Genomic DNA, 21,768 nt, shown 5'->3' with positions numbered 1-21,768 from the left:
TCCCATCACTTCGAGTGAGTAAGATCCCTCAGAGACGATGAGGTTGATAGGTTCGAGATGGAAGCGTGGTGACACGTGGAGTTGACGGATACTAATCGATCGAGGACTTAACTAAATTCTTTTATGATAGTCGTTAATTTACTCTTATTTAGTTTTTGAGGTATAAGATTTATAACTCAATATATAGTTGTCTGGTAGTGATGGCGGAGAGGCCACACCTGTTCCCATACCGAACACAGAAGTTAAGCTCTCCAGCGCCGATGGTAGTTGGGGGTTCCCCTGCGAGAGTAGGACACCGCCAGGCGATAGGAAGACAGGTTACAGTTCATTTTGTAACCTGTCTTTTCTTTTAAAAGCTTTTAAGAAAACAAAACATTTGAATTTATATTGAACGGAACATGTTAGATTATATTTTTGTACTTAATAGACGGTAAATAATAAAGCTAGTCTACTGTACCGAAATACTATCTGTTAATTCAATCTATCAAGTGAAGTAAGTAAATGGATAATCTGACTATGGTAGAGGTGATGTTTTCGATTAAAAGCTGAATTTGTCGACCATTGGATATCCACCTTAATAATGTATGGAGATATATTATTTTGGGGATGACACCCCCTAATCTATGATTGTAATATTGAATGGGTGCGCATGATTAACAGTATTTAAGCTTCGTATATACACCTTCCAAATATTTCTTTATATAAATTGACATAAAGGCTTTGATTATTTCGTATTAAGTGTTATACTATATTTAACTTATTGATGTTCGTTTAGCAATACAAGATATATGTAATAACTTTCTAGTGATTATCTTCGTCTTGAATTATTAATCTTGAACAAAATAAAGTAATAATCGTGCTATAAGCACATGGAGGTCTTTTTGATGAACAAAGGTTCAGTAAAATGGTTTAACGCAGACAAAGGTTTTGGATTTATCGAAGTTGAAGGTGGAGATGACGTATTCGTACATTTCTCAGCAATCCAAGGCGAAGGTTTCAAATCATTAGAAGAAGGTCAAGTAGTAACTTTCGATATCGAAGAAGGTAACCGTGGACCACAAGCAGCTAACGTTGTTAAAGCGTAAGTGATTTTTTAAAAAGGCTCTTCTCATTTGAGAAGGGCCTTTGTACTTTTAAGAGGTATTAATTGTTATCAGATATCTTGTACCTTAAATGATCATAATCAGAAGTTGGCACGATGTCTGTAATTTCTCCATCTTTGTCTTTATATATTTCATACGTACGGTACGTTTCCACTATATAGCCATCTTCTTCCTTCTTATCTTCAAGTCTATGCTCAATGGATGGTACTGTGTGTTGTATTTGTTCTTTTGTTTTAGCCACTTCTACAACATTTACTGTCTCATCAGAGAAATTTGGTGCACTTCCACTAGGGTTTTCTGGCGTTTCAAAATAAGAAACAGCTAGAAATATTAATAAAATTCCTGTTATAGAAATAAAAGCCTTCATCGTATTTCTCCTTTCATCAATCAGTCAATAACATATTATAACCACCTATCTTATCTAACTTCTGGGCGAACAGCTTGTGGTGCACTTAATTTAGTGTAGCCAATAATTGTAACAACGAGCATGCCGACTAAAAATGCAATAAAATATGGTGATACTACATCCCGAATGATCCCCGTAATAAATGAACTGACAATCATTCCTAGAGAGTAGACTGCAGACATAACACCGAACGCCTTTCCATAGGCTTCTCCTGATACAACTTCAGTAATGGCAGTAGCAATTGCCGGCATGATAAGACCAAAGAATAATCCAACAAAAAATAAAATAAACGATAATGGGAGTATGGAATTAATTATTGCAAATTGGCACATGGACATACCAAATATACCGATAACAAGTCTTTTTAGAGGATCAAAACGATTAATAAAAAACAATGATAATGTTAAAAATGTGCCTAGTCCCATATAGCTAAACAATTGCCCAGTAGTAAAGGTGGACAGACCCTGTTCTACTGTTAAATATGGAATTTCAAAAACGATAACCCCATGGATATACATGACAGCAAAACCAGCTAAGTATATTGTATATAAACTAGGAGAAGTGATAACTTGTAGTAAGCTAACAGATTTTTGTCTTTGATGTTTTACTACAAACTGTCTGTCTTTTAAGAAGAACACCGCGAATAAACTCGTTAAGAAGATTGCTGAACCGATAAAGAAGTAAGTATTAGCATAACCAATCCACTCAACCATCTTTCCTCCAATTGGTGGAGCTATAATACTCGCTGTGGTTGTTAATATGCCATTTATAGCCATGTTTTTACCTTGATCACGTCTATTTTTAGCATAACCTGATAAAAGCGCTAGTGCGGCGGGAATCAGGAAAGCAAGAGCGAATCCATTTAACGCATGTAATACTAATAATTGATTTGCTCCAGAGGCTAGTCCATGTGCAATAAATAATATCCCAGAGAAAAATAATGGAATCGTTATAAACATCTTTTTTCCAAAACGATCAATTAACGGCCCAGCGAATAAATTACCAACGAGATTGGTAAATGATGTGACGCTAAGAATAACACCTATTAGAATGCTTGTTGCACCAAATCCAACAACATATGGAGTAAATACAGGTGTTTGTATCCTCATGATTAGACTAATAAAAAACATTACGATAAAAATGTATGATTTTTCTACAGCTGTTTCTCTCACTTTTCTTCACCTCTGTATACAATGTATGCTTGTGATTGAAAAAGTAGACATGCTATTAGAGCTTTAGAAAAATAATATACACATAAAGTTCTATACTTGTGGTGTTTTTCATTAATAAATTAATTACCAGGATGACTGTTTGTAGGATGGTTTTATTACCCTTCATTTCATTTAATTCTTATATATTCGTTTTGACGAATGGCTGAAAAAATGTAAACAATTGATTTGAATGAAATGTGCAGCAGTTTGCAATAATAATAATGAAAATAAATGACAGGAGGGTATATTATCATGTCAGAACAAAATAAAAATCGGAACAAAGATAAGGGAAGACAAAATCAACCAGCAAGATTTGATACAACGCCAAAACAAGAAAGACAAGATGATGTAGAATTTTCAAGTGAAAGTGAATTTCTAGATATAAACGGCAAGAAAAATAAGAGAAAACGAAAATAAAAATGAGGGTGTAATTCTAAAATAATGGAATTACACCCTTTTAGATTCCAGTCACCGTTCTGCTTTCGACATTTTCCGACAAGTGACAGGCACCATAAATAAAACCAACAATTATTTAACAATTTTCTTTAAATAGACTTGATTTATTCACAATTAGCTTTATAATATAAAAAGTAAAGCGTTTACAATTTGTGGGTTTAAACAAAAGGGGAGAAATATATGATTACATTTCTAGTATCCATCGCTATTTTAATTGTTGGTTATTTTACTTATGGGAAGTTTATAGAAAACATTTTTGGACCAACAAATGCAAGACAAACACCAGCCATTGTTAATAATGATGGAGTAGACTATGTTCCGATGCATAAACAAAAAAATGCGATGATCCAATTGTTAAATATAGCTGGGACAGGTCCTATATTTGGGCCAATCATGGGTGCATTGTTTGGACCAGTGGCGTTTCTATGGATTGTAATAGGATCTATTTTTGCAGGGGCAGTGCACGATTATTTAACAGGAATGATTTCAATAAGAAACAAAGGGGCACATATTCCTGAATTAGCAGGAAAGTTTTTAGGGAATTTTTCAAAGCATATTGTTAACGTTTTTGCTTTATTGTTACTTGTTCTCGTTGGTACCGTATTTATTACTACTCCAGCATCATTAATTGATATTTTGCTAGATGGTAAAGTAGCATTTGGAGTTATACTTGGGGCTATCTTTCTTTATTATTTCTTATCTACTATACTACCAATTGACAAGATTATTGGAAGAGTTTACCCGTTTTTTGGTGCGATTTTATTAATTGGAACGATAGCTATTGGTATTTCGTTAATCTTCTCAGATTATAAAATACCAGAATTGTCATTAACAAACATGCATCCAGATAACTTGCCTATCTTTCCAATATTATTCTTTACGATAACTTGTGGTGCAATGTCAGGTTTCCATGCAACACAATCACCAATTATCTCTAGAACAACACAGAAGGAATCACAAGGCCGTTATATCTTTTATGGAATGATGATAGCAGAAGGAATAATCGCGATGATTTGGGCAGCTGCAGCAATGAGTTTATTTGATGGACAAACGTTAAGTGAAGTTATTGCTAACGGCACAGCATCTGCTGCGGTAAATGAAATTGCGATTACATTATTAGGCGCTATTGCTGGAACTGTGGCTGTACTTGGTGTAATTGTTCTTCCGATTACTTCAGGGGATACAGCATTCCGTGCAGCAAGATCAATTGTTGCAGATTATTTAAATATTGGGCAGAAAAAAGTATTTAATCGCTTAAGCATAGCAGTTCCATTATTTGCCATTGCTTATGTTTTAACTAAAATTGATTTCAATATATTATGGAGATACTTCTCATGGGCAAACCAAGCTACTGCAGCTATCGCACTGTGGATTGCAACGATGTACTTGCTTGTGAAGGGGAAAAACTATTTCGTTTCCTTAATTCCTGGTATATTTATGACGTATATGGTTTGTGTTTATATTTTAAATGCACAAATTGGATTCCGTCTAGACCTTAATCTTTCATTTATCATTGGTTTAGCCATGACAATGATTATAACTGTGCTATTCTTTATGAAGGCGAAGAAGAATAAGGCTGAAAAAATCGAAGTAGATATCGATATAGAAGCTGCATAAAAAGAAGGTGAGCTCTACAATAGAGTTCACCTTCTTTTTTCTCCAAAAGTAGCCTGAGTATTGTGGATGAAAGAATGGTAAAATCATATGATAATAAAAAGGTTTTTAGTAAATAGAGGAGAAGAATTATGGATCGTATAAAAGAATATATCGTACAGCACAAGGACCAAATACTTGCTGATATTCGATATATTGTAGAGGCTGAGTCACCATCAAATAATAAGAAATTAACAGATGCATGTGGAAGAAGAATACAGGATTTATTTAGACGGTATTTTAATTATCAAGCGGCAGAAATAGTAGAAGAAAAATATGGAAACCACCTTCGTTTTGAATATGGAACAGGAAAGGAGACAATCCTTCTCTTATCGCATTTTGATACGGTTTGGAACAAAGGGGATCTGATCTTTAAGGTTGAGGAAAATAAAGTGTATGGACCAGGAGTGCTTGATATGAAGGGTGGATTAATTCAAGCTATATGGGCGATAAAAGCTTTAGTGGATTTAGAGATACCTTTAAACAAACGTATTGTATTTCTTTGTACAAGCGATGAAGAAGTTGGAAGTCCTTCATCAAAGCATGTTATTGAGATGGAGGCAAAGATTAGTAATTATGCCTTAGTAATGGAACCGCCAGTCGTAGGATCAGGGGCTTTGAAAACAGGTAGAAAAGGGTCTTCGAGATATTTTATTGATATTAAAGGGAAAGCAGCACATGCGGGAAATAATCATAAGGATGGTATCAGTGCAATTAAAGAAGCCGCTGAGCAGATTGTTTTCTTAGAATCGCTCACTGATTATAAGAAAGGAACAACAATTAATGTTGGCTCGGTAAAGGGCGGTGGGAAGTTAAATGTTGTTCCTGATACTGCAACAATAGGGATCAACATCCGAGTGAAGACAAACGAAGAGCAAAAGAGAATTGATCGAATAGTAAAGAGCTTAGCCCCCCATCAAGAAGGGTTAACCCTAAAGGTTAGAGGTGGAATGAATCGACCACCAATGAATCGTAACAAAGAAGGTGCTAAACTGTTTAAACTTGCAAGAAAGGTTGCAAGAGATTTAGATATGGATTTAAAGGAAGCATATGTTGGTGGTGGAAGTGATGGTAACCTTACTGCAAATATGGGAGTACCAACTCTAGACGGGCTTGGAGCAGTCGGAAAGGGAATTCATGCTAAAAATGAGCATATTTTAATAAATGAAATCCCAAATCGAACGGCACTATTGTGTAAATTGATTGGATCACTATAGTTGTTCACACAGGTAAAAGCTGAATAGACTTTTGGTGATGTGACAAAATAGGCTCATGGAGGTGTTAGGATTGAGTTTTAAACAAAAGCAACCAAAAGTATTTAGTAATGAGGAAGAAGCAAAAAAATATTTATCAGAACAGTATGGGAACGAGTTTTCGCGTGAAGCCTTTCCCTTTAAGAAAAAAGAAAATAAGGCTGAAAAATAGATAATTTAGGATGACAGGTACCGTAAAGTTTTGTTGTAAACGGTGGCTGTCATTTTAATTTTATCCCAGTGCAACCGTCGGTAATACTCCAACCTAAGGATAAGAATTGAAACATACATATTTAGGTGAGAGATAACGGACGCTAACACCGTTCAACTAACTATCAGTAGGGGATGAAAAAATCCCCACTGGTTGAAGTTTCGCTTTATCTTGGATTTCGGCACATACTGGGGATGAGGAAGATATCAATAAATAACCAAATCCATAGGAATGTGAGAGGAATGTAACCGATGAATATCCAGGAAGTTGCCCATCCAATAACTCCTAGTAATAATTGCATTATTCCGGTACCAACTCTACCAGTATAAAATCGGTGAATACCAAATTGACCTAAAAACAACCATAAGATATATGCGAGTGCATAGCTTTTTTGTGGCATCAGTATTATTCTCCTTAATAGCTAGTGTTTTAATTATAAGTGTGGGAAATAATAATTGCAATTATATTTCCACATCCAGCACGTAGTCGTTCCTATTGGATGATAGTCATATGAATGAATTGGAAGAAATAATGGATACTAGTCTTATCATTTATTGAAAGGTGCTAATAATCGATGGCTTATTTTCCAAGACATGAACTCAAGAAAGTTGATCCTCAAAGTGATGCTTATGAAATAATTATTTATATTGACCATATGACCGAGTTTTCTGATGAACTCGGCAGAATTCCAAGTGAGAACAAAGATTTTCGCTCGAACTTGAGTCAAATGATAAAGGACAGATACCCAAAGGTTAAAATATCCGTTGTAAAAGTAATTGCAGGAGGTACGCTAGTTGCTGCAGTGTCGTTACTTGGAGGAAATATGGAGAAAGCAGAGGCAAAAGTTGCGCATCCCTCTACGCAATCGTTGCTAGATCATCCTATTTATTATTATGTTTCACCAGGAGATAGCTTATCGAAAATTGCAAAAGCGTACAATACATCTGTACATAGCATTAAACGTGCTAACAACCTCACATCTGATTTAATTAAAGTCAATCAATCGCTGATTATTCCTAAGGCTTTTCATACTGTCAAGCAAAAAGATTATTTATCTGTATTAGCAAAAGAATACAATGTACCTGTTCGTGCCATTAAGGAAGCAAATCAATTACCAAATGATAATGTTCAAATTGGACAAACATTAATTATCCCTTTAGTAGTCGATGGACAAGCAAATAGTACTGAAATTTCAAGTAGTGAAGCCGACTCGTTTTCTTACAAGGTGATATCTGGAGACAGCCTCTGGGCAATTGCAAATCGCTATAATGTAACAATAGGAGCTATTAAAGCTGCTAATTCATTAACATCCGATACATTAATAATTGGACAAATTTTAAACATTCCTACGGGGAAACTTACGAATTCAACAGATGAAGGGGCTGCTCCTGGAGCAGAGGATGTACAATATACGGTGACTGCAGGAGATAGTTTGTGGGCAATTGCAAATCGCTATGGTGTAAGTGTGGATGCTATTAGAACTTCCAATAATCTGGATAGTGATGTATTGCAAGTTGGGCAAAAACTCATCATTTCACAAGGCAATGAACCGGTGTTACCACCAGTAGCAATTCCTGCCACAGATGCTGCAAGTTATACGGTTAAAGGAGGGGATTCGTTATCTGGTATTGCTAAAAAATATAATATTACCGTTCAGCAATTAAAACAGAAAAACAATTTAAATACAGATATGATTCGGATTGGTCAAGTACTACAAATTCCAGGCGGACAAGCAACTGTCGACCAAATCCCACCTCAAGAAACGAACGCTGCTTTAACTATTGTACAAAAAAATCTTAAAACACTAGGATATTATGCTCTTCCAACAATGACAGGAAATTATGATAATATTACGACACAGGCGATTCAAAACTTCCAAAAGGATTATGGATTACCTATAAATGGTAAAGCAGATGCTAAAACAAGTACTGCGATTGAGCATGCCGTAGTAAAAGACGGCTTGGTTAAAGACACAGCAAATTATCTAGGAATACCATATTTATGGGGAGGTACTACTACTTCAGGATTTGATTGCTCAGGATTTATTTATTATATGTTTAATAAGCATGGGGTAGATATGCCTCGTAATACTTCAGCAGGGTTATATCAACAAGGGCAAGCAGTCCAAACATCTGCATTGCAGCCAGGAGACTTAGTATTCTTTGCGGTTAATACGTCTGGTAGTATATCCCATGTAGGATTTTATTTGGGAGATAATCAATGGGTCTCTGCAACAACTTCAAAGGGGATAGCCGTTTATTCCATGGATAATTCTTATTGGTCAAAATACTATGTTGGTGCAAAGCGAGTATATTAACATTTAGTGCCTGTTACTGTCTGGATCTTTGAGAAACCAGATTGAGTGACAGGTTTATTTTTGGAAAGAATCTGAATATAATATTGAATTAGAGGAATGAATTGGTTATAGTTAACTTATACCTCTCGAAAGATAGATATTTCTACATTTCGATGCTTTATTGTAAGGGGTGTTTTTATGGATAACATTATCTTGTTTGATGGGGAATGCAATCTCTGTGACTCTAGTGTTAGATTTATAATAAATAGAGACAAAGGAGCTTCCTTTACGTTTGCCTCATTACAAAGTGAAATCGGCAAAGAATTATTAGAGCGTTTCGGTGTATCCAAGGAAATGGATAGTTTCGTTTTACTAACAAATGGTAAATATTATGATAAATCAACAGCAGCCCTCCGCGTATGTGCTCATTTGAGCGGAATGTGGAAACTATTATCCTTGTTTCTCATCGTACCTCGACCAATTAGAGATTATTTATATACTATAATCGCTTCTAATCGTTATAAATGGTTTGGAAAAAAAGAAAACTGTATGATTCCGACCCCAGAAATAAGAAAGCGATTTCTGTAGCTGGTAGCAAGCTTATCGTATAGGAGGGAATTTTTTTATGGTCAATGTCTTAGAGTCAAATGAAATTATTGAACAAACATCAAAATATGGTGCAAATAATTATCACCCACTTCCGGTTGTAATCGCAGAAGCGGAAGGTATTTGGGTGAAAGATCCAGAAGGAAATAAATATATGGATATGTTAAGTGCTTATTCGGCAGTGAATCAAGGGCATAGACATCCAAAAATTATTGAAGCATTAAAAGAGCAAGCAGATAAGGTTACATTAACATCACGTGCTTTCCACAACGATCAATTAGGACCATGGTATGAAAAGATATGTAAACTAACAAACAAAGAAATGACACTCCCAATGAATACAGGGGCCGAGGCGGTAGAAACTGCAATAAAAGCAGCTAGACGCTGGGCGTATGATGTAAAAGGTGTAGAAGCTGACAAGGCAGAAATTATTGCTTGTATTGGGAATTTCCATGGAAGAACAATGTCCGCTGTATCACTTTCTTCTGAAGAAGAGTATAAGAGAGGCTTCGGACCAATGCTTCCAGGCATAAAATTAATTCCATATGGTGATTTAGAAGCTTTAAAAGCAGCAATCACACCGAACACTGCTGCATTCTTGTTTGAACCAATCCAAGGAGAAGCCGGCATTGTCATTCCTCCTGAAGGATTCTTAAAAGAAGCATATGATCTATGTAAACAAGAAAATGTGCTATATATTGCAGATGAGATACAATCTGGGCTTGCTCGTTCTGGTAAACTATTTGCTTGTGATTGGGAAAGTGTTGAGCCTGATATGTATATTTTGGGTAAAGCACTTGGTGGTGGTGTCATGCCAATATCCTGTGTTGTTGCAAACAAGGATATACTTGGCGTATTCAATCCAGGTTCCCATGGCTCTACTTTTGGTGGGAATCCATTAGCTTGTGCGGTATCGGTTGCTGCTCTAGAGGTGATTGAGGAAGAAAAATTAGTGGAACGTTCATTTAAGCTTGGTGAATATTTTCAAACGAAACTAAAGGAAATAAATAATCCGATGATTAAGGAAGTTCGTGGAAGAGGTTTATTTGTCGGTGTTGAATTAAGTGGATCAGCACGTCCTTACTGTGAAGCGTTAAAACAAGAGGGCCTTTTATGTAAAGAGACACATGAAAATGTGATTCGCTTTGCTCCACCACTCATTATCGAGCAAGATGATTTAGACTGGGCACTTGAAAAAATTACAAAAGTATTGTCAAAATAAAGAGGGAGAAGAATTTATCTCCTTCTTTTTGTTGTAATAATATAAATGATAGTAGAATAATAGTTTTATAGTGGTTTTTTTAGGGAAAAATATACGTGAGGTGACATAATGAAAAGATATTCAATGTATTGTAATGGTGAGTGGATTGGAGAAGGACTAGCTACGATTGAAGTAAATAATCCGGCAACAAATGAAATGATTGCAACGGTTCCACTTGGAGGAAAGGAAGAGGCGAGTCTTGCGGTAGATGCAGCAAATGAAGCCTTTACTGAATGGTCTGCATTATCTGCTTATGAACGTAGTGATTATCTACGCAAGTGGTTTAATCTAATTAAAGAAAATGAGATGGATATTGCTAGAAGCATGACATTGGAACAAGGAAAGCCTCTAAAGGAAGCGCTTGGTGAAGTGCAATATGCGAATAGTTTTATCGATTGGTATGCAGAGGAAGGTAAACGAATTTATGGTGAAACAATCCCTGCTGTACAGCGTAATAAGCGCTTGTTTGTGCATAAACAACCAGTTGGTGTAATTGCCGCAATAACACCATGGAATTTCCCAGCAGCAATGATAACAAGAAAAATCGCTCCTGCTTTAGCAGCAGGATGTACGGCAGTAATAAAGCCTGCTGAACAAACTCCAATTACAGCATTGAAGTTAGCTGAACTCGCGGAAAAAGCGGGATTTCCTAAAGGTGTAATTAACGTGATTACCGGTGATGCAAAAGCAATAGGAGAAGCATGGCTCAAGGACGAACGAGTGAGAAAACTCACATTCACAGGTTCAACAGAAGTTGGGAAATTGTTAATGCGTGGTTCAGCTGAAACGGTTAAAAAAGTTTCTCTTGAATTAGGTGGGCATGCACCAGTCATTATTACAAAGAATGCTGATTTGGACAAAGCTGTGGACGGCGTAATTGCAGCTAAGTTCCGTAATGCAGGACAGACATGTGTATGCTCGAACCGAATTTATGTACATGAAGGATTAACAGAAGCGTTTACGAAAGCCTTTACTGAGAAAGTAAAAGATTTACTTGTTGGAAATGGACTGGAAGATGGGGTTATTATTGGACCACTAATTGATCAGGATGCGATTGCAAAAGTTAGTAAGCATGTTCATGATGCGCTTGAAAAGGGAGCAACAATTGAGTCTGGAGGTAAACGAATAGAAGGGCTATTCTATGAACCGACTGTCTTATCTAATGTTACAGATGATATGCTTTGTATGAATGAAGAAACATTTGGGCCAGTTGCACCAATTACGACCTTTACAGATGAAGTAGAGGTGATTAGCAGGGCTAATAATTCACCATATGGCCTAGCAGCTTACGTATTTACCGAGAATATATCGGAAGCGGTTCGTATTGTGGAAGGTCTAGAGTATGGGATTGTAGGACTAAATGATGGTTTACCATCAGCCGCTCAAGTTCCGTTCGGTGGCTTTAAACAAAGTGGCCTTGGTCGAGAAGGTGGACATTACGGAATTGAGGAATTTCTAGAAGTCAAATATGTATCAATGGGATTGTAATGAGGAAAGAGTAGGGTTGGATTTAAATGGGGCAATGAATCAAGTTCAAAGATTCATTGCCTTTTTCAATTGATGCTAGAACTGTCTTTCGATTGACAAATTTCAGCAAAATTCGGGGAGTGACAGGCACCGTTTTAAAGTGGTGATTAGGATTTGGAGTTCTTCTTTTGTGATGGATAGTGGTGGTGACATGGTGATGATGTTGTTATAGCCTGCTACCGTATCACTCGTTTTACCGACGATGACACCTTTTTCTAAACAATATTTCACAACACTCCCTGCCAATTCTTCAGCGGGTTCTTTCGTATGTTTGTCTTTAACCAATTCAATGCCAGCAAGTAGTCCTTTCCCACCACGTATATCGCCAACATGTGGGTTTTCTCTTAATGCTTGAAGCTCATCAAATAGCCATTTACCAAGTTCCTCCGAATTCTTCACTAATTCTTCTTCTTCCATAATTTCTAAATTCCTAATTGCCACAGCACAAGCAGCAGGACTTCCTCCAAATGTGTTTACATGGCGAAAATGATCGTAGGTATCAGTAGAAGTAAAGGCCTCATATATTTCCCGTTTTACAGCAGTTGCTGCAAGAGGCATATAGCCACTTGTTAATCCTTTTGCCATTGTTATGATGTCTGGTTTTACGTCATAATGCATGAATCCGAATGGTTTCCCGGTTCTACCAAATCCATTAATCACCTCATCAGAGATTAATAGTACACCATGCTTATCACAGATTTCTCGTACACGTTTCATGTAATTGTCGTGGGGAACGAGGATACCTCCGCCTGTTATAATTGGCTCCATAATTACACCAGCAACTGTCTCACTGATTTCCCACGTAATGGTTTTATCAAATTCCTCTGCAGCCTGCATGCAGCACTGTCCATTATCACTTGGATAGGCACTTCGGTAACAGTCAGGTGGACCTACATGAACAAAACCTGGTGCTAATGGTTCATACTTGTATGCACGTTGATTCTGTCCTCCTGCTGCTAGTGTTGCAAAGGAGCTCCCATGATAGGAACGGTACCTAGAGATGAATTTATAACGATTTGGCTGGCCTGTTTGCTGGTAATATTGGCGTGCTATTTTAAAAGCTGTTTCATTCGCTTCTGACCCACTATTGGAATAGAAAATAACATAATCGTCTCCAAGCCATTCATTCAATTTTTCACTAAGTCTAATACCTGGAATATGGCTTTGGGTTAATGGGTAAAAGGGCATCTCCTTTAGTTGCTTGGAAGCAGCTTCTGCTAATGCATCTCTTCCATATCCGACATTTACACACCACAAACCAGATTGCCCATCCAAGTATTTATTTTCTTCAATATCTGTGATCCAGACGCCGTCAGCACTTTTTGCAATGATTGTACCATCAGGGTTATACTTTTTCATTGCGTGCCAAAGATACTTTTCATCTTTATGGAGAAGTGTTTGTTTTTCCGTTTTTTTATCCAATAAAAAAACTCCCTTCCTTTTCTATATATGCCGATTGTCGTTTGTCGACAATGGACTCTACTTATAATTAAACATAAACTTATTAATAAGTCAATATTTTAAAAATAAACAGATAATATAATTTTAATTAAACCCGTATCGCGATTGAGCTTCGACAATAAAAAATATTTCAAAAATTATATTGACAATTTGTATAAATAAACTAAAATTATTCTTAACTTCTACATTCCTTATAAAATCACCTACATCTTAATCTACATGCTACAGTGAATTCCGAACAGAATCTAATTCAATTCAAGTGTTGCCTAATTTTAGATTTTCCCAATGGTATCCAATCGAAACTGCATTTCTTCGCATATAATACACCATGTAAGCGTTTTTATTTCATCTCCTTTTTCCATATTAAATTATCTATTGGAGGGGTTAGTTATGGTGTTTTTTTCAAATACGGAGTTTGGAGAGAGATTAATTAAGACAAAACACCGTATGGCGGCTAGCGGAATTGACGTATTATTGGTAACAGATCCTGCGAACATGAACTATTTAAGCGGCTATAATGCTTGGTCATTTTACGTGCACCAGTTGCTTGTAATATTCATAGATGAAGATCAGCCATATTGGATAGGTAGGGGGCAGGATGCAAGTGCTGCAAGGCATACTTCTTGGTTGGATAACGAGCACATTTATCCATATGCAGACGATTATGTACAATCGACAATAAAACACCCAATGGATTTTGTAAGTGATTTTATAAAATCAAAACATCGTGATAAACATAATATAGCTGCTGAATTTGATGCCTATTACTTCACAGCAAAAAACTTATTAAAATTACATGAGAATTTACCCAATGCAAGTTTTAAAGATGGAACAAATCTAGTAAACTGGGTTCGGATAATTAAATCTGAAAAGGAAATTGAATGCATTAAAATTGCTTCAAAAATTGCAGAGGGTGCGATGCAAGCGGCGTTTGATTCCATTAATGTTGGTGTTAAGCAATCAGATGCTGTAGCGGCTATCTCCCATGCGCAAATTCAGGGAACGGAGGATTATGGCGGAGATTACCCAGCTATTGTGCCACTATTACCAACTGGGGATAAGACATCTGCTTGTCATTTAACATGGACAGATGAGACGTTTAAGGAAGGAGATCCAGTTATTATTGAGCTTGCTGGATGCTATAAACGCTATCATTCTCCGCTTGCAAGGACAATAATCCTTGGCATCCCTGATGAGCAATCACAATATATTGCCGACGTGGTGGTAGAAGGAATAAATACAACACTTGATGCGATTCGTCCAGGTATGACATGTGAGGAAGTAGAATTAGTCTGGAAAAAGGTAATTGAGAAGCATGGTATCATCAAAGATTCGAGACTTGGGTATTCGATGGGGCTTAATTACCCGCCAGATTGGGGAGAGCACACAGCTAGTTTGCGAGCAGGTGACAAAACGATTTTAGAGCCAAACATGACTTTTCATATGATTCCTGGTATTTGGTTAGATAATATGGGAATTGAGATTAGTGAATCCCTTCGTGTAACCGAAAATGGCTGTGAAGTATTAGCAGATTTCCCGCGCGAATTACTTCTAAAACCAAATATTCGACTGGCATAGAGTTTGGGTGGTCTTTTGTTACGTTACTTCACAGTTTGTACCTTTTCTGACAAAAACAACATTTCTGTGTGTAAAGTAAAAGCAGTCCAAATTTAAAAAACAGCCATAAATTAAAATGTTTCAATACTAAAGGACCAGATCCTAGACCTGGTCCTTTAACGCAATTCCCGTCAATATCCGTTCTGATTTATAGCATCCCAAACTACGGAATTAATTAGATTTGGTGGCTTTCTCCCGTTTAGTCCTTCCTCTAAATTCACAGCCGCGAGCTCAGACATTTTTAATTCGGTTTCCCTTGTTGACGATCCAATATGTGGTAATGTTACAACGTTTGGCATTTGCAGTAATTTATTATTCGGTTCGACAGGTTCTTGTTCAAAAACATCTAGCCCAGCTGCTAAAATTTCACCGCTTTGTAATGCTTCAATCAAATCTTTTTCAACAATGGTTTTCCCACGAGAGGCATTAATAAAAATTGCCGATTTTTTCATCTGCTGAAATTCCTTTAACCCAATCATTTCTGTAGTCTCTTTCGTTAATGGTGTAATGAGACATACAAAATCAGCTTTGGCTAATAATTCATTTAAGCTACAATATGTGGCATTGAACGCTTCTTCGGCATCGGTTTTACGGGTCCTGCTATGATATAAGATATCCATGTCAAAACCATGATGGGCACGTTTTGCGATAGCGTTGCCAATGCGGCCCATGCCGATGATTCCTAACTTTTTATGATGAACATCGGTACCGTAATATTCTTCTGTTAATGATTCTGTCCAACTGCCAGCTTTGACATAATGGTCTAGTTCTGGAATCCTTCTGGCCGTTGATAAAATTAATCCAAATGCCATATCTGCAACCGTGTCTGTTAGTATTCCAGGTGTATTCGTTGCTAAGATATTCCTTTTAGATAATGCAGCAATATCAAGGTTATTATAGCCAACAGAAACATTACTTACAATTCTTAAGTTCGGTGCTTTATCAAGTAATTCACTATTTACGGTTAAATCTAAACCAATAATCCCTTCAGCTTTTGAAAGCCAATTTAAAAAGTCAGGGTCTGTACTTGTATCAATATTTTTGAAAAAACGAACATCATGTTTTGCTTTTAATGCATCTAAAACAGGTTTCTCGATCCGCTCGTAAGCTAAAATTTTCATCGTGAGGCTCCCCTTTGGCTAAATCAATTTACTTACGTTCAAAATAACGGCTAACCGATGAGAAGTCAAGCTAATAATCAAAATTTGTAATTATTCAAATAATTGTTGACAATAGAAAAACTGTATTTTAGAATAAAGGGTATATAGTTGTCGACAATCGACACAAAGGGAGAGCGAAGGAGTTTAACTTGATGAATGATGACAGTATTTTACTCAGGAGACCATTGGGTGAATTAATTGCTGAACAGTTGAGACAGGATATATATAATCGCAGAATAGAATTAGGTGACCGGTTGATTGAGGCAGATTTAGCGGAGAGATTTGACGTCAGCCGTAGTACAATTCGAGAAGCACTAAAAATATTAGAGCAGGAAAAATTAGTGTTATCGAAGGCTAGGAAAGGTACATTTGTTTGCAGATTTACAGAGGAAGATTTAGATGAATTAACGGAAGTACGATTAATTATTGAATCTAGGGCTTTTGTGAAGGCCCTTACACACATGGAAGATAAGGACTTTAATGTATTGGCAGATATATTAACAGAAATGAAACAAGAAGCAGAAATTGGGGATTGGAATAAATTATTTGACCTTGATATGCTATTTCATCAAACAGTCGTAAATAGATGTGGAAATGTGAGGCTTGTAAAAATTTATGAATCGATTCGTGTACAAATTCGTGTTTACATTGCACATCTTGATCGCTACTATACGAGTTTCAATTCCTTTTACAAGGAACATAAGGATTTATATAATGTGTTACTGAAAAGAGATGCAGGCTTGGTTAAGAAAAAAATCGAGGACCATATTGAATACGTGGAGGAAAAATTGCTAAGAAACAATAAATCATAAAATAGGAGAAGGGAGCATGGCTATGATTAAAAAAATGAAAATAATGTCAGAGAATGCCCCACAACCAACTGGCCCATATTCACAGGGGGTTAAGGTTGGGCCATTTCTATTTATTTCTGGTCAAGATGGGGTACTACCTAATGGGGAAATTGCAGGGGATTCATTAGCTGAACAAACCAAAGCATGCCTTCGTAATATTGAAAGTATTCTACATGAAGCTGGGGCTACCCTAGAGAACCTTGTACACATGACCTGCCACTTATCCATATTAACGGAGGAAAATGTAAGTGCATTCAATCAAGCCTATTCCGCATATTTTAAGAATATAGAAATAAAACCTACTCGTATCACGGTAGGAAGTGATTTATTAGATACAGACATTGAAATTACAGCTGTCGCTTATATAAACAAATAATGGTGCATCACTTCGTTTGATCGTTGGGAGGTGAGTGTTCATGGATCGTGTAGGTGATTTTAAAAGCGAATTAATACGTTGGAGAAGACATCTTCATCAATACCCTGAACTAAGTTTCCAAGAAGTCGAAACAGCTAAGTTTGTTGCTAATATTTTAAATGATATGCCTGGAATGAAAGTTGAAATAGGGGTAGGCTATCCTACTTCTGTTATTGGTACGATTTCATCGGGGAATGGCCCTACAATAGCGATTCGGGCAGATATGGACGCATTACCGATTCAGGAGGAAAATAGATGCAGCTATCGATCACAAGTGAAAGACGTAATGCATGCTTGTGGACATGACGCACATACAACCATTGCACTCGGAGCTGCCCACATACTTAGTATGTTGTTTCGCAGCGAAGAATTGCAAGGAACGGTGAAGTTCTTCTTTCAGCCAGCAGAAGAACATGTGGATGAAAATGGGTTAAGTGGTGCAGGTTATATGGTCCGTGCGGGTGTACTTGATCAGGTTGATGCAGTCATTGCACTACATATGGACCCTGAAAATAAAGTTGGTGAAGTAAAAATCCATGATGGCTATAGCATGGCAAATGTCGATGTGTTCCAGGCAAAGATTAGAGCTTCTGGTGGTCACGGGGCATATCCGTACTTAGGTACAGACTCTATCTGGATGTTAAGTCATGTATTACCAGTGATATACGGGATAACTGGTCGGCTTGTATCACCATTAGAGCCAGCTGTTATAAGTATTGGAAAGATACATGCTGGCGTGACGAATAATGTTATCCCATCTGAGGTAGAAATACACGGAACGATTCGCAGTTATGATCCAACAGTTAGAAAGCTTTTGATGAAAGAAATGGAAAAAGCATTTTCTTTGGTGAATAGCCTAGATGGTATGTATGAATTATCTTTTATCGAAGAAGATCCTGCTTTGTTTAATCATCCAGAAATTAATCGTGTCTTTAAGCAAGTGATTGGTGATTTGTTTCCACATTATCAAATTATTAATCAGCCCTTTGGTTTAGGCGGGGAGGATTTTGCCCATATGACCCAAAAGGTACCTGGTGCAATGTTCTTCCTAGGTTGTGCTGTGGGTGATGAGACAATTAGAAATTTGCACACACCAAATTTTGATATTGATGAAAATGTACTAGAAGTTGGGACATCGATTTTTGTGGAAACGGTGCAAAGACTGCTAAAAGTACATCCTCGAAAAGAGTAATAAAAATGATATCTTGGACTACGTATATTAATGAAGGGGTGAGAACACATAGTAGGAATTAATTTACAAGACGTTTGGAGGGCCCGCAAACGGATATCATCGTTTATTAACCATACACCACTCATTTTTTCTCCTGAATTATCATCTATTTCTCGTACAAATGTCTATTTGAAATTAGAAAATTTAAATACGAGCTATTCCTTTAAAATTAGAGGCGCAGCAAATAAGATACTAAGCTTATCCAATGAGGAAAAAAAACGAGGTATCACCACTTTTTCTACTGGTAATTTTGGAATGAGTGTTACATGTGTCGCGATGAAGCTAGGCATAAGGGCGGTCATCTGTATATCGAACCGTGTTCCAAAAGCCAAGGTTGACTTATTAAAACGTGCAGGTGCTGAGATTAAAGTAGTTGGTAATTCACAGGATGATGCTGAATCCGCTAGTTATAAGTTAGAAACGGAGCAAGGTCTTACAGTAATTCATCCATTTGATGATGCATTGGTTATTGCTGGTCAGGGGACAATTGGGTTAGAGATTTTACAAGACTTACCCGAAGTTGATACCGTTTTAGCGGGATTATCTGGTGGCGGACTACATTCTGGACTTGGTGTAGCGTTAAAAAATACAGCATCTACTATTCATCTGATTGGCCTATCAACGTCAAAAGGTGCAACGATGCTGGAAAGCATCAGGGCAGGAAAACCAATTGCTATACAGGAGCAAGACACATTAGCTGATAGTTTACTAGGTGGAATAGGGCTCCAGAACAAGTTTACTTTTGAGCTGGTTAGGAATTATGTTGATGAAATTTTCTTATTAGAAGAAGATGAGTTTGAAAAGGGTATGGCCTTCATGTTCAAGCACCATCGGATGATCATCGAAGGAGCTGCTGCATCTGGAATTGCAGCAATTTTAAGTGGAAAAGGACACTTAGGGTCAAATGTTGTCGTGGTTATTAGTGGTTGCAGTGTAGATCCAGCGGTTGTGATGGAAATAGTACGTAGAGAAGAACGTGCATAATTGATGATCGGATGGGGTAGTGATTTTTTTATGGGAGGTAATAATGGATGGGGAAAATATTATTCAATGACACGATTATCGAACGGAAAAAAATAATCGACATTGAAGATCGTGGCTACCAGTTTGGTGATGGTATTTATGAAGTGATTGGTGTATATGGTGGGAAGCTATTTATGTTAGATGAACATTTAGAACGGCTTGAAAGAAGTGCAAAGGAATTACAGCTAGCTTTGCCAGTTCGTTTAACAATATTAAAGGAAAAAATCGTTGAATTAGTATCAACAAATGGCCTACATGAAGGAGTGGTTTACCTCCAAATTTCGCGTGGGGTAGCTGAAAGATGGCATCAGTTCCCTAGTGACGATGTAACGCCCGTACTCGTAGCGTACACAAAGGTAGAGGAAACATTGTCTGACGCGGAAAATCATGGTGCAAAAGCAGTACTTACAGAAGATATTCGTTGGTTACGTTGTGACATCAAAACATTAAACCTCCTACCAAACGTGCTTGCGAAACAAAAAGCTATAGAGAATAATGCAGTGGAAGCCATTTTACATCGGGGAGATATCATAACAGAAGCAAGTGCATCAAATGTGTTTATTGTTAAAAGTGGCGAATTGTACACCCATCCAGCGGATAACTACATTTTAAATGGGATTACCCGTAGAAAAATATTCGCATTGTGTGAAAAACTAAATATGAAAGTGAATGAAGAGACGTTTACGGTAGCGGAATTACTTCGGGCGGATGAAGTTTTTGTTACAGCTACGAAATTAGATATCATTCCTATTATTAAGGTTGATGATACTATCATTGGTGATGGAAAACCTGGGGATATAGTGAGGAATATTGTAGAAGCTTATCGTCACTCGATTCAAGAATTGGTAAGTGATTAACCACCTTAAAAGGTTTGGAGGGAGCTACCATGTTACCACCATCCAATATGTTAGAAGAGAGTCCTACGGTAGCAGAGATTAGTCTTAAAGCATTCCACCACAATGTGGAAGCTATTAAAAGATTAGTAGGAAATCGGATTCTACTTGCTGTAATAAAAACAAATGCATATGGTCATGGAATTATGCAGGTCGCAAAAGAAGCAATTAACGCAGGGGCAGAGCGGCTTGGGGTGACTACGATAAAGGAAGGTATGCTTTTACGGCAAAGTGGGATATCTGTCCCGATACATCTCCTAAGCCCAATTTCTCCAAGTCAAGTTGATGTGGTCGTATTTTATCAATTAATTGCCTCTATTAGTTCTCGGGAAGTTGCGCAAGCTTTAAGCAAAGTAGCTACAAGGTATGGAAATAACGCGACTGTACATTTAAAAATAAATACTGGCTTGCAGCGCTTTGGTATCGAACCTAATGAAGCAAAGGAATTTTGCGAAAGATGTTTCTCTTTACCTGGTCTTAGGTGGGAAGGGATTTATACACATTTTTCTAGTGCAGATGAAGGCAATTGGAAAACGACAGAAAAACAATTCCAACTGTATATGGACACGGTTAATAGGTTAAATGCGAGCGGATATGTTTTTTCTTTGCATCATGTTGGAGCATCAACAATCGCTATTGAAAGGAAAGATATGCATCTTGATATGGTGAGACCTGGTATTTCCTTATTTGGATATCCACCAGCAGCCAGGCAAAATAATAAGATTTCATTACAACCCGTGATGTGTCTAAAAACAAAGCTTGTTCAAGTTCGTACATTGCCTCCAAATACAAAGGTTGGTTATGGTGGCGAATATATTACGAAAACAACCGAAAAAATAGGTATTTTACCAATTGGCCATGGTGACGGATTTAAAAGGGGACTTTCTAATAACGGAAAAGTTATTGTAAAAGGTCAGAAGGTTGATATCATTGGTACGATATCATTAGATCAAACATTTATAAATGTCTCGCAGGTCCCAGGCGTAATGGTAGGGGATGAGGTTACCTTAATAGGAATGCAAGGGAATGAGGTTATTTCAGCGAAAGATGTTGCTGATTGGTTAAACAGTAATGTTGATGAAGTATTATCAAGTTTTATGGACCGAGTTCGCCGTGTGTACATATGAAAATCTA

General features: G+C 37.1%; 21 protein-coding genes and 2 rRNA genes. 18 read left to right on the top strand and 5 right to left on the bottom strand.

The window, feature by feature from the left end; translation table 11 throughout:
- From D8M05_RS11865 to D8M05_RS11855, 3 genes are all read left to right on the top strand, one after another.
- Positions 1-115 (top strand): 23S ribosomal RNA (locus D8M05_RS11865); the annotation flags it as partial.
- 75 nt (positions 116-190) lie between these two features.
- Positions 191-304: ribosomal RNA gene (gene rrf / locus D8M05_RS11860) — 5S ribosomal RNA — on the top strand.
- A 580-nt stretch (positions 305-884) separates the two neighbouring features.
- Positions 885-1,085 carry a cold-shock protein gene (locus D8M05_RS11855; RefSeq protein ID WP_121132034.1) on the top strand — a complete coding sequence of 67 codons (201 nt, stop codon included), beginning with the start codon at positions 885-887 and terminating at the stop codon, positions 1,083-1,085.
- Positions 1,086-1,143: 58 nt separating this feature from the next.
- Here D8M05_RS11855 and D8M05_RS11850 read toward each other — a convergent pair whose 3' ends face one another.
- Both D8M05_RS11850 and D8M05_RS11845 read right to left on the bottom strand, forming a co-directional pair.
- A complete protein-coding gene (locus tag D8M05_RS11850; RefSeq protein ID WP_121132032.1) occupies positions 1,144-1,470 on the bottom strand; it encodes a hypothetical protein in 327 nt (108 codons plus the stop codon).
- A 50-nt stretch (positions 1,471-1,520) separates the two neighbouring features.
- Positions 1,521-2,681 carry an MFS transporter gene (locus D8M05_RS11845; protein WP_245985327.1) on the bottom strand — a complete coding sequence of 387 codons (1,161 nt, stop codon included), beginning with the start codon at positions 2,679-2,681 and terminating at the stop codon, positions 1,521-1,523.
- A 291-nt stretch (positions 2,682-2,972) separates the two neighbouring features.
- Here D8M05_RS11845 and D8M05_RS20225 point away from each other — a divergent pair, with 291 nt between their 5' ends.
- The 4 genes from D8M05_RS20225 to D8M05_RS20220 all read left to right on the top strand — a co-directional run bounded on the left by D8M05_RS20225 (position 2,973) and on the right by D8M05_RS20220 (position 6,254).
- Positions 2,973-3,137: a hypothetical protein gene (locus tag D8M05_RS20225; RefSeq protein WP_183072782.1), complete on the top strand. Its 165-nt coding sequence runs from the start codon at positions 2,973-2,975 to the stop codon at positions 3,135-3,137.
- Between the two features lie 219 nt (positions 3,138-3,356).
- Complete coding sequence (locus D8M05_RS11840) at positions 3,357-4,793, top strand: carbon starvation CstA family protein (RefSeq protein WP_121132031.1); 1,437 nt, start codon at positions 3,357-3,359, stop codon at positions 4,791-4,793.
- Positions 4,794-4,921: 128 nt separating this feature from the next.
- Positions 4,922-6,046, top strand: coding sequence for a M20 family metallopeptidase (locus D8M05_RS11835; protein ID WP_121132029.1), 1,125 nt, complete (start codon positions 4,922-4,924; stop codon positions 6,044-6,046).
- Positions 6,047-6,116: 70 nt separating this feature from the next.
- Positions 6,117-6,254, top strand: a complete 138-nt coding sequence (locus D8M05_RS20220) for a hypothetical protein (protein ID WP_183072781.1) — start codon at positions 6,117-6,119, stop codon at positions 6,252-6,254.
- A gap of 205 nt (positions 6,255-6,459) precedes the next feature.
- Here D8M05_RS20220 and D8M05_RS11830 read toward each other — a convergent pair whose 3' ends face one another.
- Positions 6,460-6,693, bottom strand: a complete 234-nt coding sequence (locus tag D8M05_RS11830) for a TM2 domain-containing protein (protein WP_121132027.1) — start codon at positions 6,691-6,693, stop codon at positions 6,460-6,462.
- A 174-nt stretch (positions 6,694-6,867) separates the two neighbouring features.
- On the opposite strand from D8M05_RS11830, the gene D8M05_RS11825 reads away from it, so the two are divergent.
- The 4 genes from D8M05_RS11825 to D8M05_RS11810 all read left to right on the top strand — a co-directional run bounded on the left by D8M05_RS11825 (position 6,868) and on the right by D8M05_RS11810 (position 11,944).
- On the top strand, positions 6,868-8,610 hold the full coding sequence (locus tag D8M05_RS11825; RefSeq protein WP_245985325.1) for a C40 family peptidase: 1,743 nt from the start codon (positions 6,868-6,870) through the stop codon (positions 8,608-8,610).
- Between the two features lie 177 nt (positions 8,611-8,787).
- On the top strand, positions 8,788-9,177 hold the full coding sequence (locus D8M05_RS11820; RefSeq protein WP_121132025.1) for a thiol-disulfide oxidoreductase DCC family protein: 390 nt from the start codon (positions 8,788-8,790) through the stop codon (positions 9,175-9,177).
- Positions 9,178-9,214: 37 nt separating this feature from the next.
- A complete protein-coding gene (locus tag D8M05_RS11815) occupies positions 9,215-10,417 on the top strand; it encodes an ornithine--oxo-acid transaminase (protein ID WP_121132023.1) in 1,203 nt (400 codons plus the stop codon).
- 108 nt (positions 10,418-10,525) lie between these two features.
- Positions 10,526-11,944, top strand: coding sequence for an NAD-dependent succinate-semialdehyde dehydrogenase (locus tag D8M05_RS11810; RefSeq protein ID WP_121132021.1), 1,419 nt, complete (start codon positions 10,526-10,528; stop codon positions 11,942-11,944).
- Between the two features lie 102 nt (positions 11,945-12,046).
- Here the strand turns inward: D8M05_RS11810 and D8M05_RS11805 are convergent, their stop codons facing one another.
- Complete coding sequence (locus D8M05_RS11805) at positions 12,047-13,405, bottom strand: aspartate aminotransferase family protein (RefSeq protein WP_121132019.1); 1,359 nt, start codon at positions 13,403-13,405, stop codon at positions 12,047-12,049.
- Positions 13,406-13,834: 429 nt separating this feature from the next.
- Between D8M05_RS11805 and D8M05_RS11800 the strand changes: the two genes are divergently transcribed.
- Entirely contained in the window at positions 13,835-15,022 is a 1,188-nt protein-coding gene (locus D8M05_RS11800) for a M24 family metallopeptidase (protein ID WP_121132017.1), read from the top strand.
- 170 nt (positions 15,023-15,192) lie between these two features.
- Here the strand turns inward: D8M05_RS11800 and D8M05_RS11795 are convergent, their stop codons facing one another.
- The gene (locus D8M05_RS11795; protein ID WP_121132015.1) at positions 15,193-16,182 is read right to left on the bottom strand and encodes a 2-hydroxyacid dehydrogenase; all 990 of its coding nucleotides are present in this window, start codon (positions 16,180-16,182) and stop codon (positions 15,193-15,195) included.
- 191 nt (positions 16,183-16,373) lie between these two features.
- Here D8M05_RS11795 and D8M05_RS11790 point away from each other — a divergent pair, with 191 nt between their 5' ends.
- Genes D8M05_RS11790 through alr form a run of 6 tightly spaced genes read left to right on the top strand, consistent with a single transcriptional unit; the run spans position 16,374 to position 21,761 of the window.
- Complete coding sequence (locus D8M05_RS11790) at positions 16,374-17,033, top strand: GntR family transcriptional regulator (protein ID WP_121132013.1); 660 nt, start codon at positions 16,374-16,376, stop codon at positions 17,031-17,033.
- Between the two features lie 16 nt (positions 17,034-17,049).
- Positions 17,050-17,448 carry a RidA family protein gene (locus D8M05_RS11785; RefSeq protein ID WP_245985323.1) on the top strand — a complete coding sequence of 133 codons (399 nt, stop codon included), beginning with the start codon at positions 17,050-17,052 and terminating at the stop codon, positions 17,446-17,448.
- Between the two features lie 40 nt (positions 17,449-17,488).
- Positions 17,489-18,679, top strand: a complete 1,191-nt coding sequence (locus D8M05_RS11780; protein ID WP_121132011.1) for a M20 metallopeptidase family protein — start codon at positions 17,489-17,491, stop codon at positions 18,677-18,679.
- 48 nt (positions 18,680-18,727) lie between these two features.
- The gene (locus D8M05_RS11775) at positions 18,728-19,702 is read left to right on the top strand and encodes a pyridoxal-phosphate dependent enzyme (protein WP_121132009.1); all 975 of its coding nucleotides are present in this window, start codon (positions 18,728-18,730) and stop codon (positions 19,700-19,702) included.
- A gap of 47 nt (positions 19,703-19,749) precedes the next feature.
- Positions 19,750-20,598, top strand: coding sequence for a D-amino-acid transaminase (dat, locus tag D8M05_RS11770; protein WP_121132007.1), 849 nt, complete (start codon positions 19,750-19,752; stop codon positions 20,596-20,598).
- 29 nt (positions 20,599-20,627) lie between these two features.
- Complete coding sequence (gene alr, locus D8M05_RS11765) at positions 20,628-21,761, top strand: alanine racemase (RefSeq protein WP_121132005.1); 1,134 nt, start codon at positions 20,628-20,630, stop codon at positions 21,759-21,761.
- Positions 21,762-21,768: the final 7 nt, after the last annotated feature.

It is taken from the genome of Oceanobacillus bengalensis (genome assembly GCF_003628445.1).
In the GTDB taxonomy this organism is placed as follows: domain Bacteria; phylum Bacillota; class Bacilli; order Bacillales; family Amphibacillaceae; genus Oceanobacillus; species Oceanobacillus bengalensis.
Note: the sequence above shows the minus strand (reverse complement) of the source record. Positions and strands in the feature narration are given on the sequence as shown.

Coding starts and splice junctions, on each gene's coding strand:
- D8M05_RS11855 (WP_121132034.1), top strand. CDS start 885: ATGAACAAAGGTTCAGTAAAATGGTTTAACGCAGACAAAGGTTTTGGA.
- D8M05_RS11850 (WP_121132032.1), bottom strand. CDS start 1,470: ATGAAGGCTTTTATTTCTATAACAGGAATTTTATTAATATTTCTAGCT.
- D8M05_RS20225 (WP_183072782.1), top strand. CDS start 2,973: ATGTCAGAACAAAATAAAAATCGGAACAAAGATAAGGGAAGACAAAAT.
- D8M05_RS11840 (WP_121132031.1), top strand. CDS start 3,357: ATGATTACATTTCTAGTATCCATCGCTATTTTAATTGTTGGTTATTTT.
- D8M05_RS11835 (WP_121132029.1), top strand. CDS start 4,922: ATGGATCGTATAAAAGAATATATCGTACAGCACAAGGACCAAATACTT.
- D8M05_RS11830 (WP_121132027.1), bottom strand. CDS start 6,693: ATGCCACAAAAAAGCTATGCACTCGCATATATCTTATGGTTGTTTTTA.
- D8M05_RS11825 (WP_245985325.1), top strand. CDS start 6,868: ATGGCTTATTTTCCAAGACATGAACTCAAGAAAGTTGATCCTCAAAGT.
- D8M05_RS11820 (WP_121132025.1), top strand. CDS start 8,788: ATGGATAACATTATCTTGTTTGATGGGGAATGCAATCTCTGTGACTCT.
- D8M05_RS11815 (WP_121132023.1), top strand. CDS start 9,215: ATGGTCAATGTCTTAGAGTCAAATGAAATTATTGAACAAACATCAAAA.
- D8M05_RS11810 (WP_121132021.1), top strand. CDS start 10,526: ATGAAAAGATATTCAATGTATTGTAATGGTGAGTGGATTGGAGAAGGA.
- D8M05_RS11800 (WP_121132017.1), top strand. CDS start 13,835: ATGGTGTTTTTTTCAAATACGGAGTTTGGAGAGAGATTAATTAAGACA.
- D8M05_RS11795 (WP_121132015.1), bottom strand. CDS start 16,182: ATGAAAATTTTAGCTTACGAGCGGATCGAGAAACCTGTTTTAGATGCA.
- D8M05_RS11790 (WP_121132013.1), top strand. CDS start 16,374: ATGAATGATGACAGTATTTTACTCAGGAGACCATTGGGTGAATTAATT.
- D8M05_RS11785 (WP_245985323.1), top strand. CDS start 17,050: ATGGCTATGATTAAAAAAATGAAAATAATGTCAGAGAATGCCCCACAA.
- D8M05_RS11780 (WP_121132011.1), top strand. CDS start 17,489: ATGGATCGTGTAGGTGATTTTAAAAGCGAATTAATACGTTGGAGAAGA.
- dat (WP_121132007.1), top strand. CDS start 19,750: ATGGGGAAAATATTATTCAATGACACGATTATCGAACGGAAAAAAATA.
- alr (WP_121132005.1), top strand. CDS start 20,628: ATGTTACCACCATCCAATATGTTAGAAGAGAGTCCTACGGTAGCAGAG.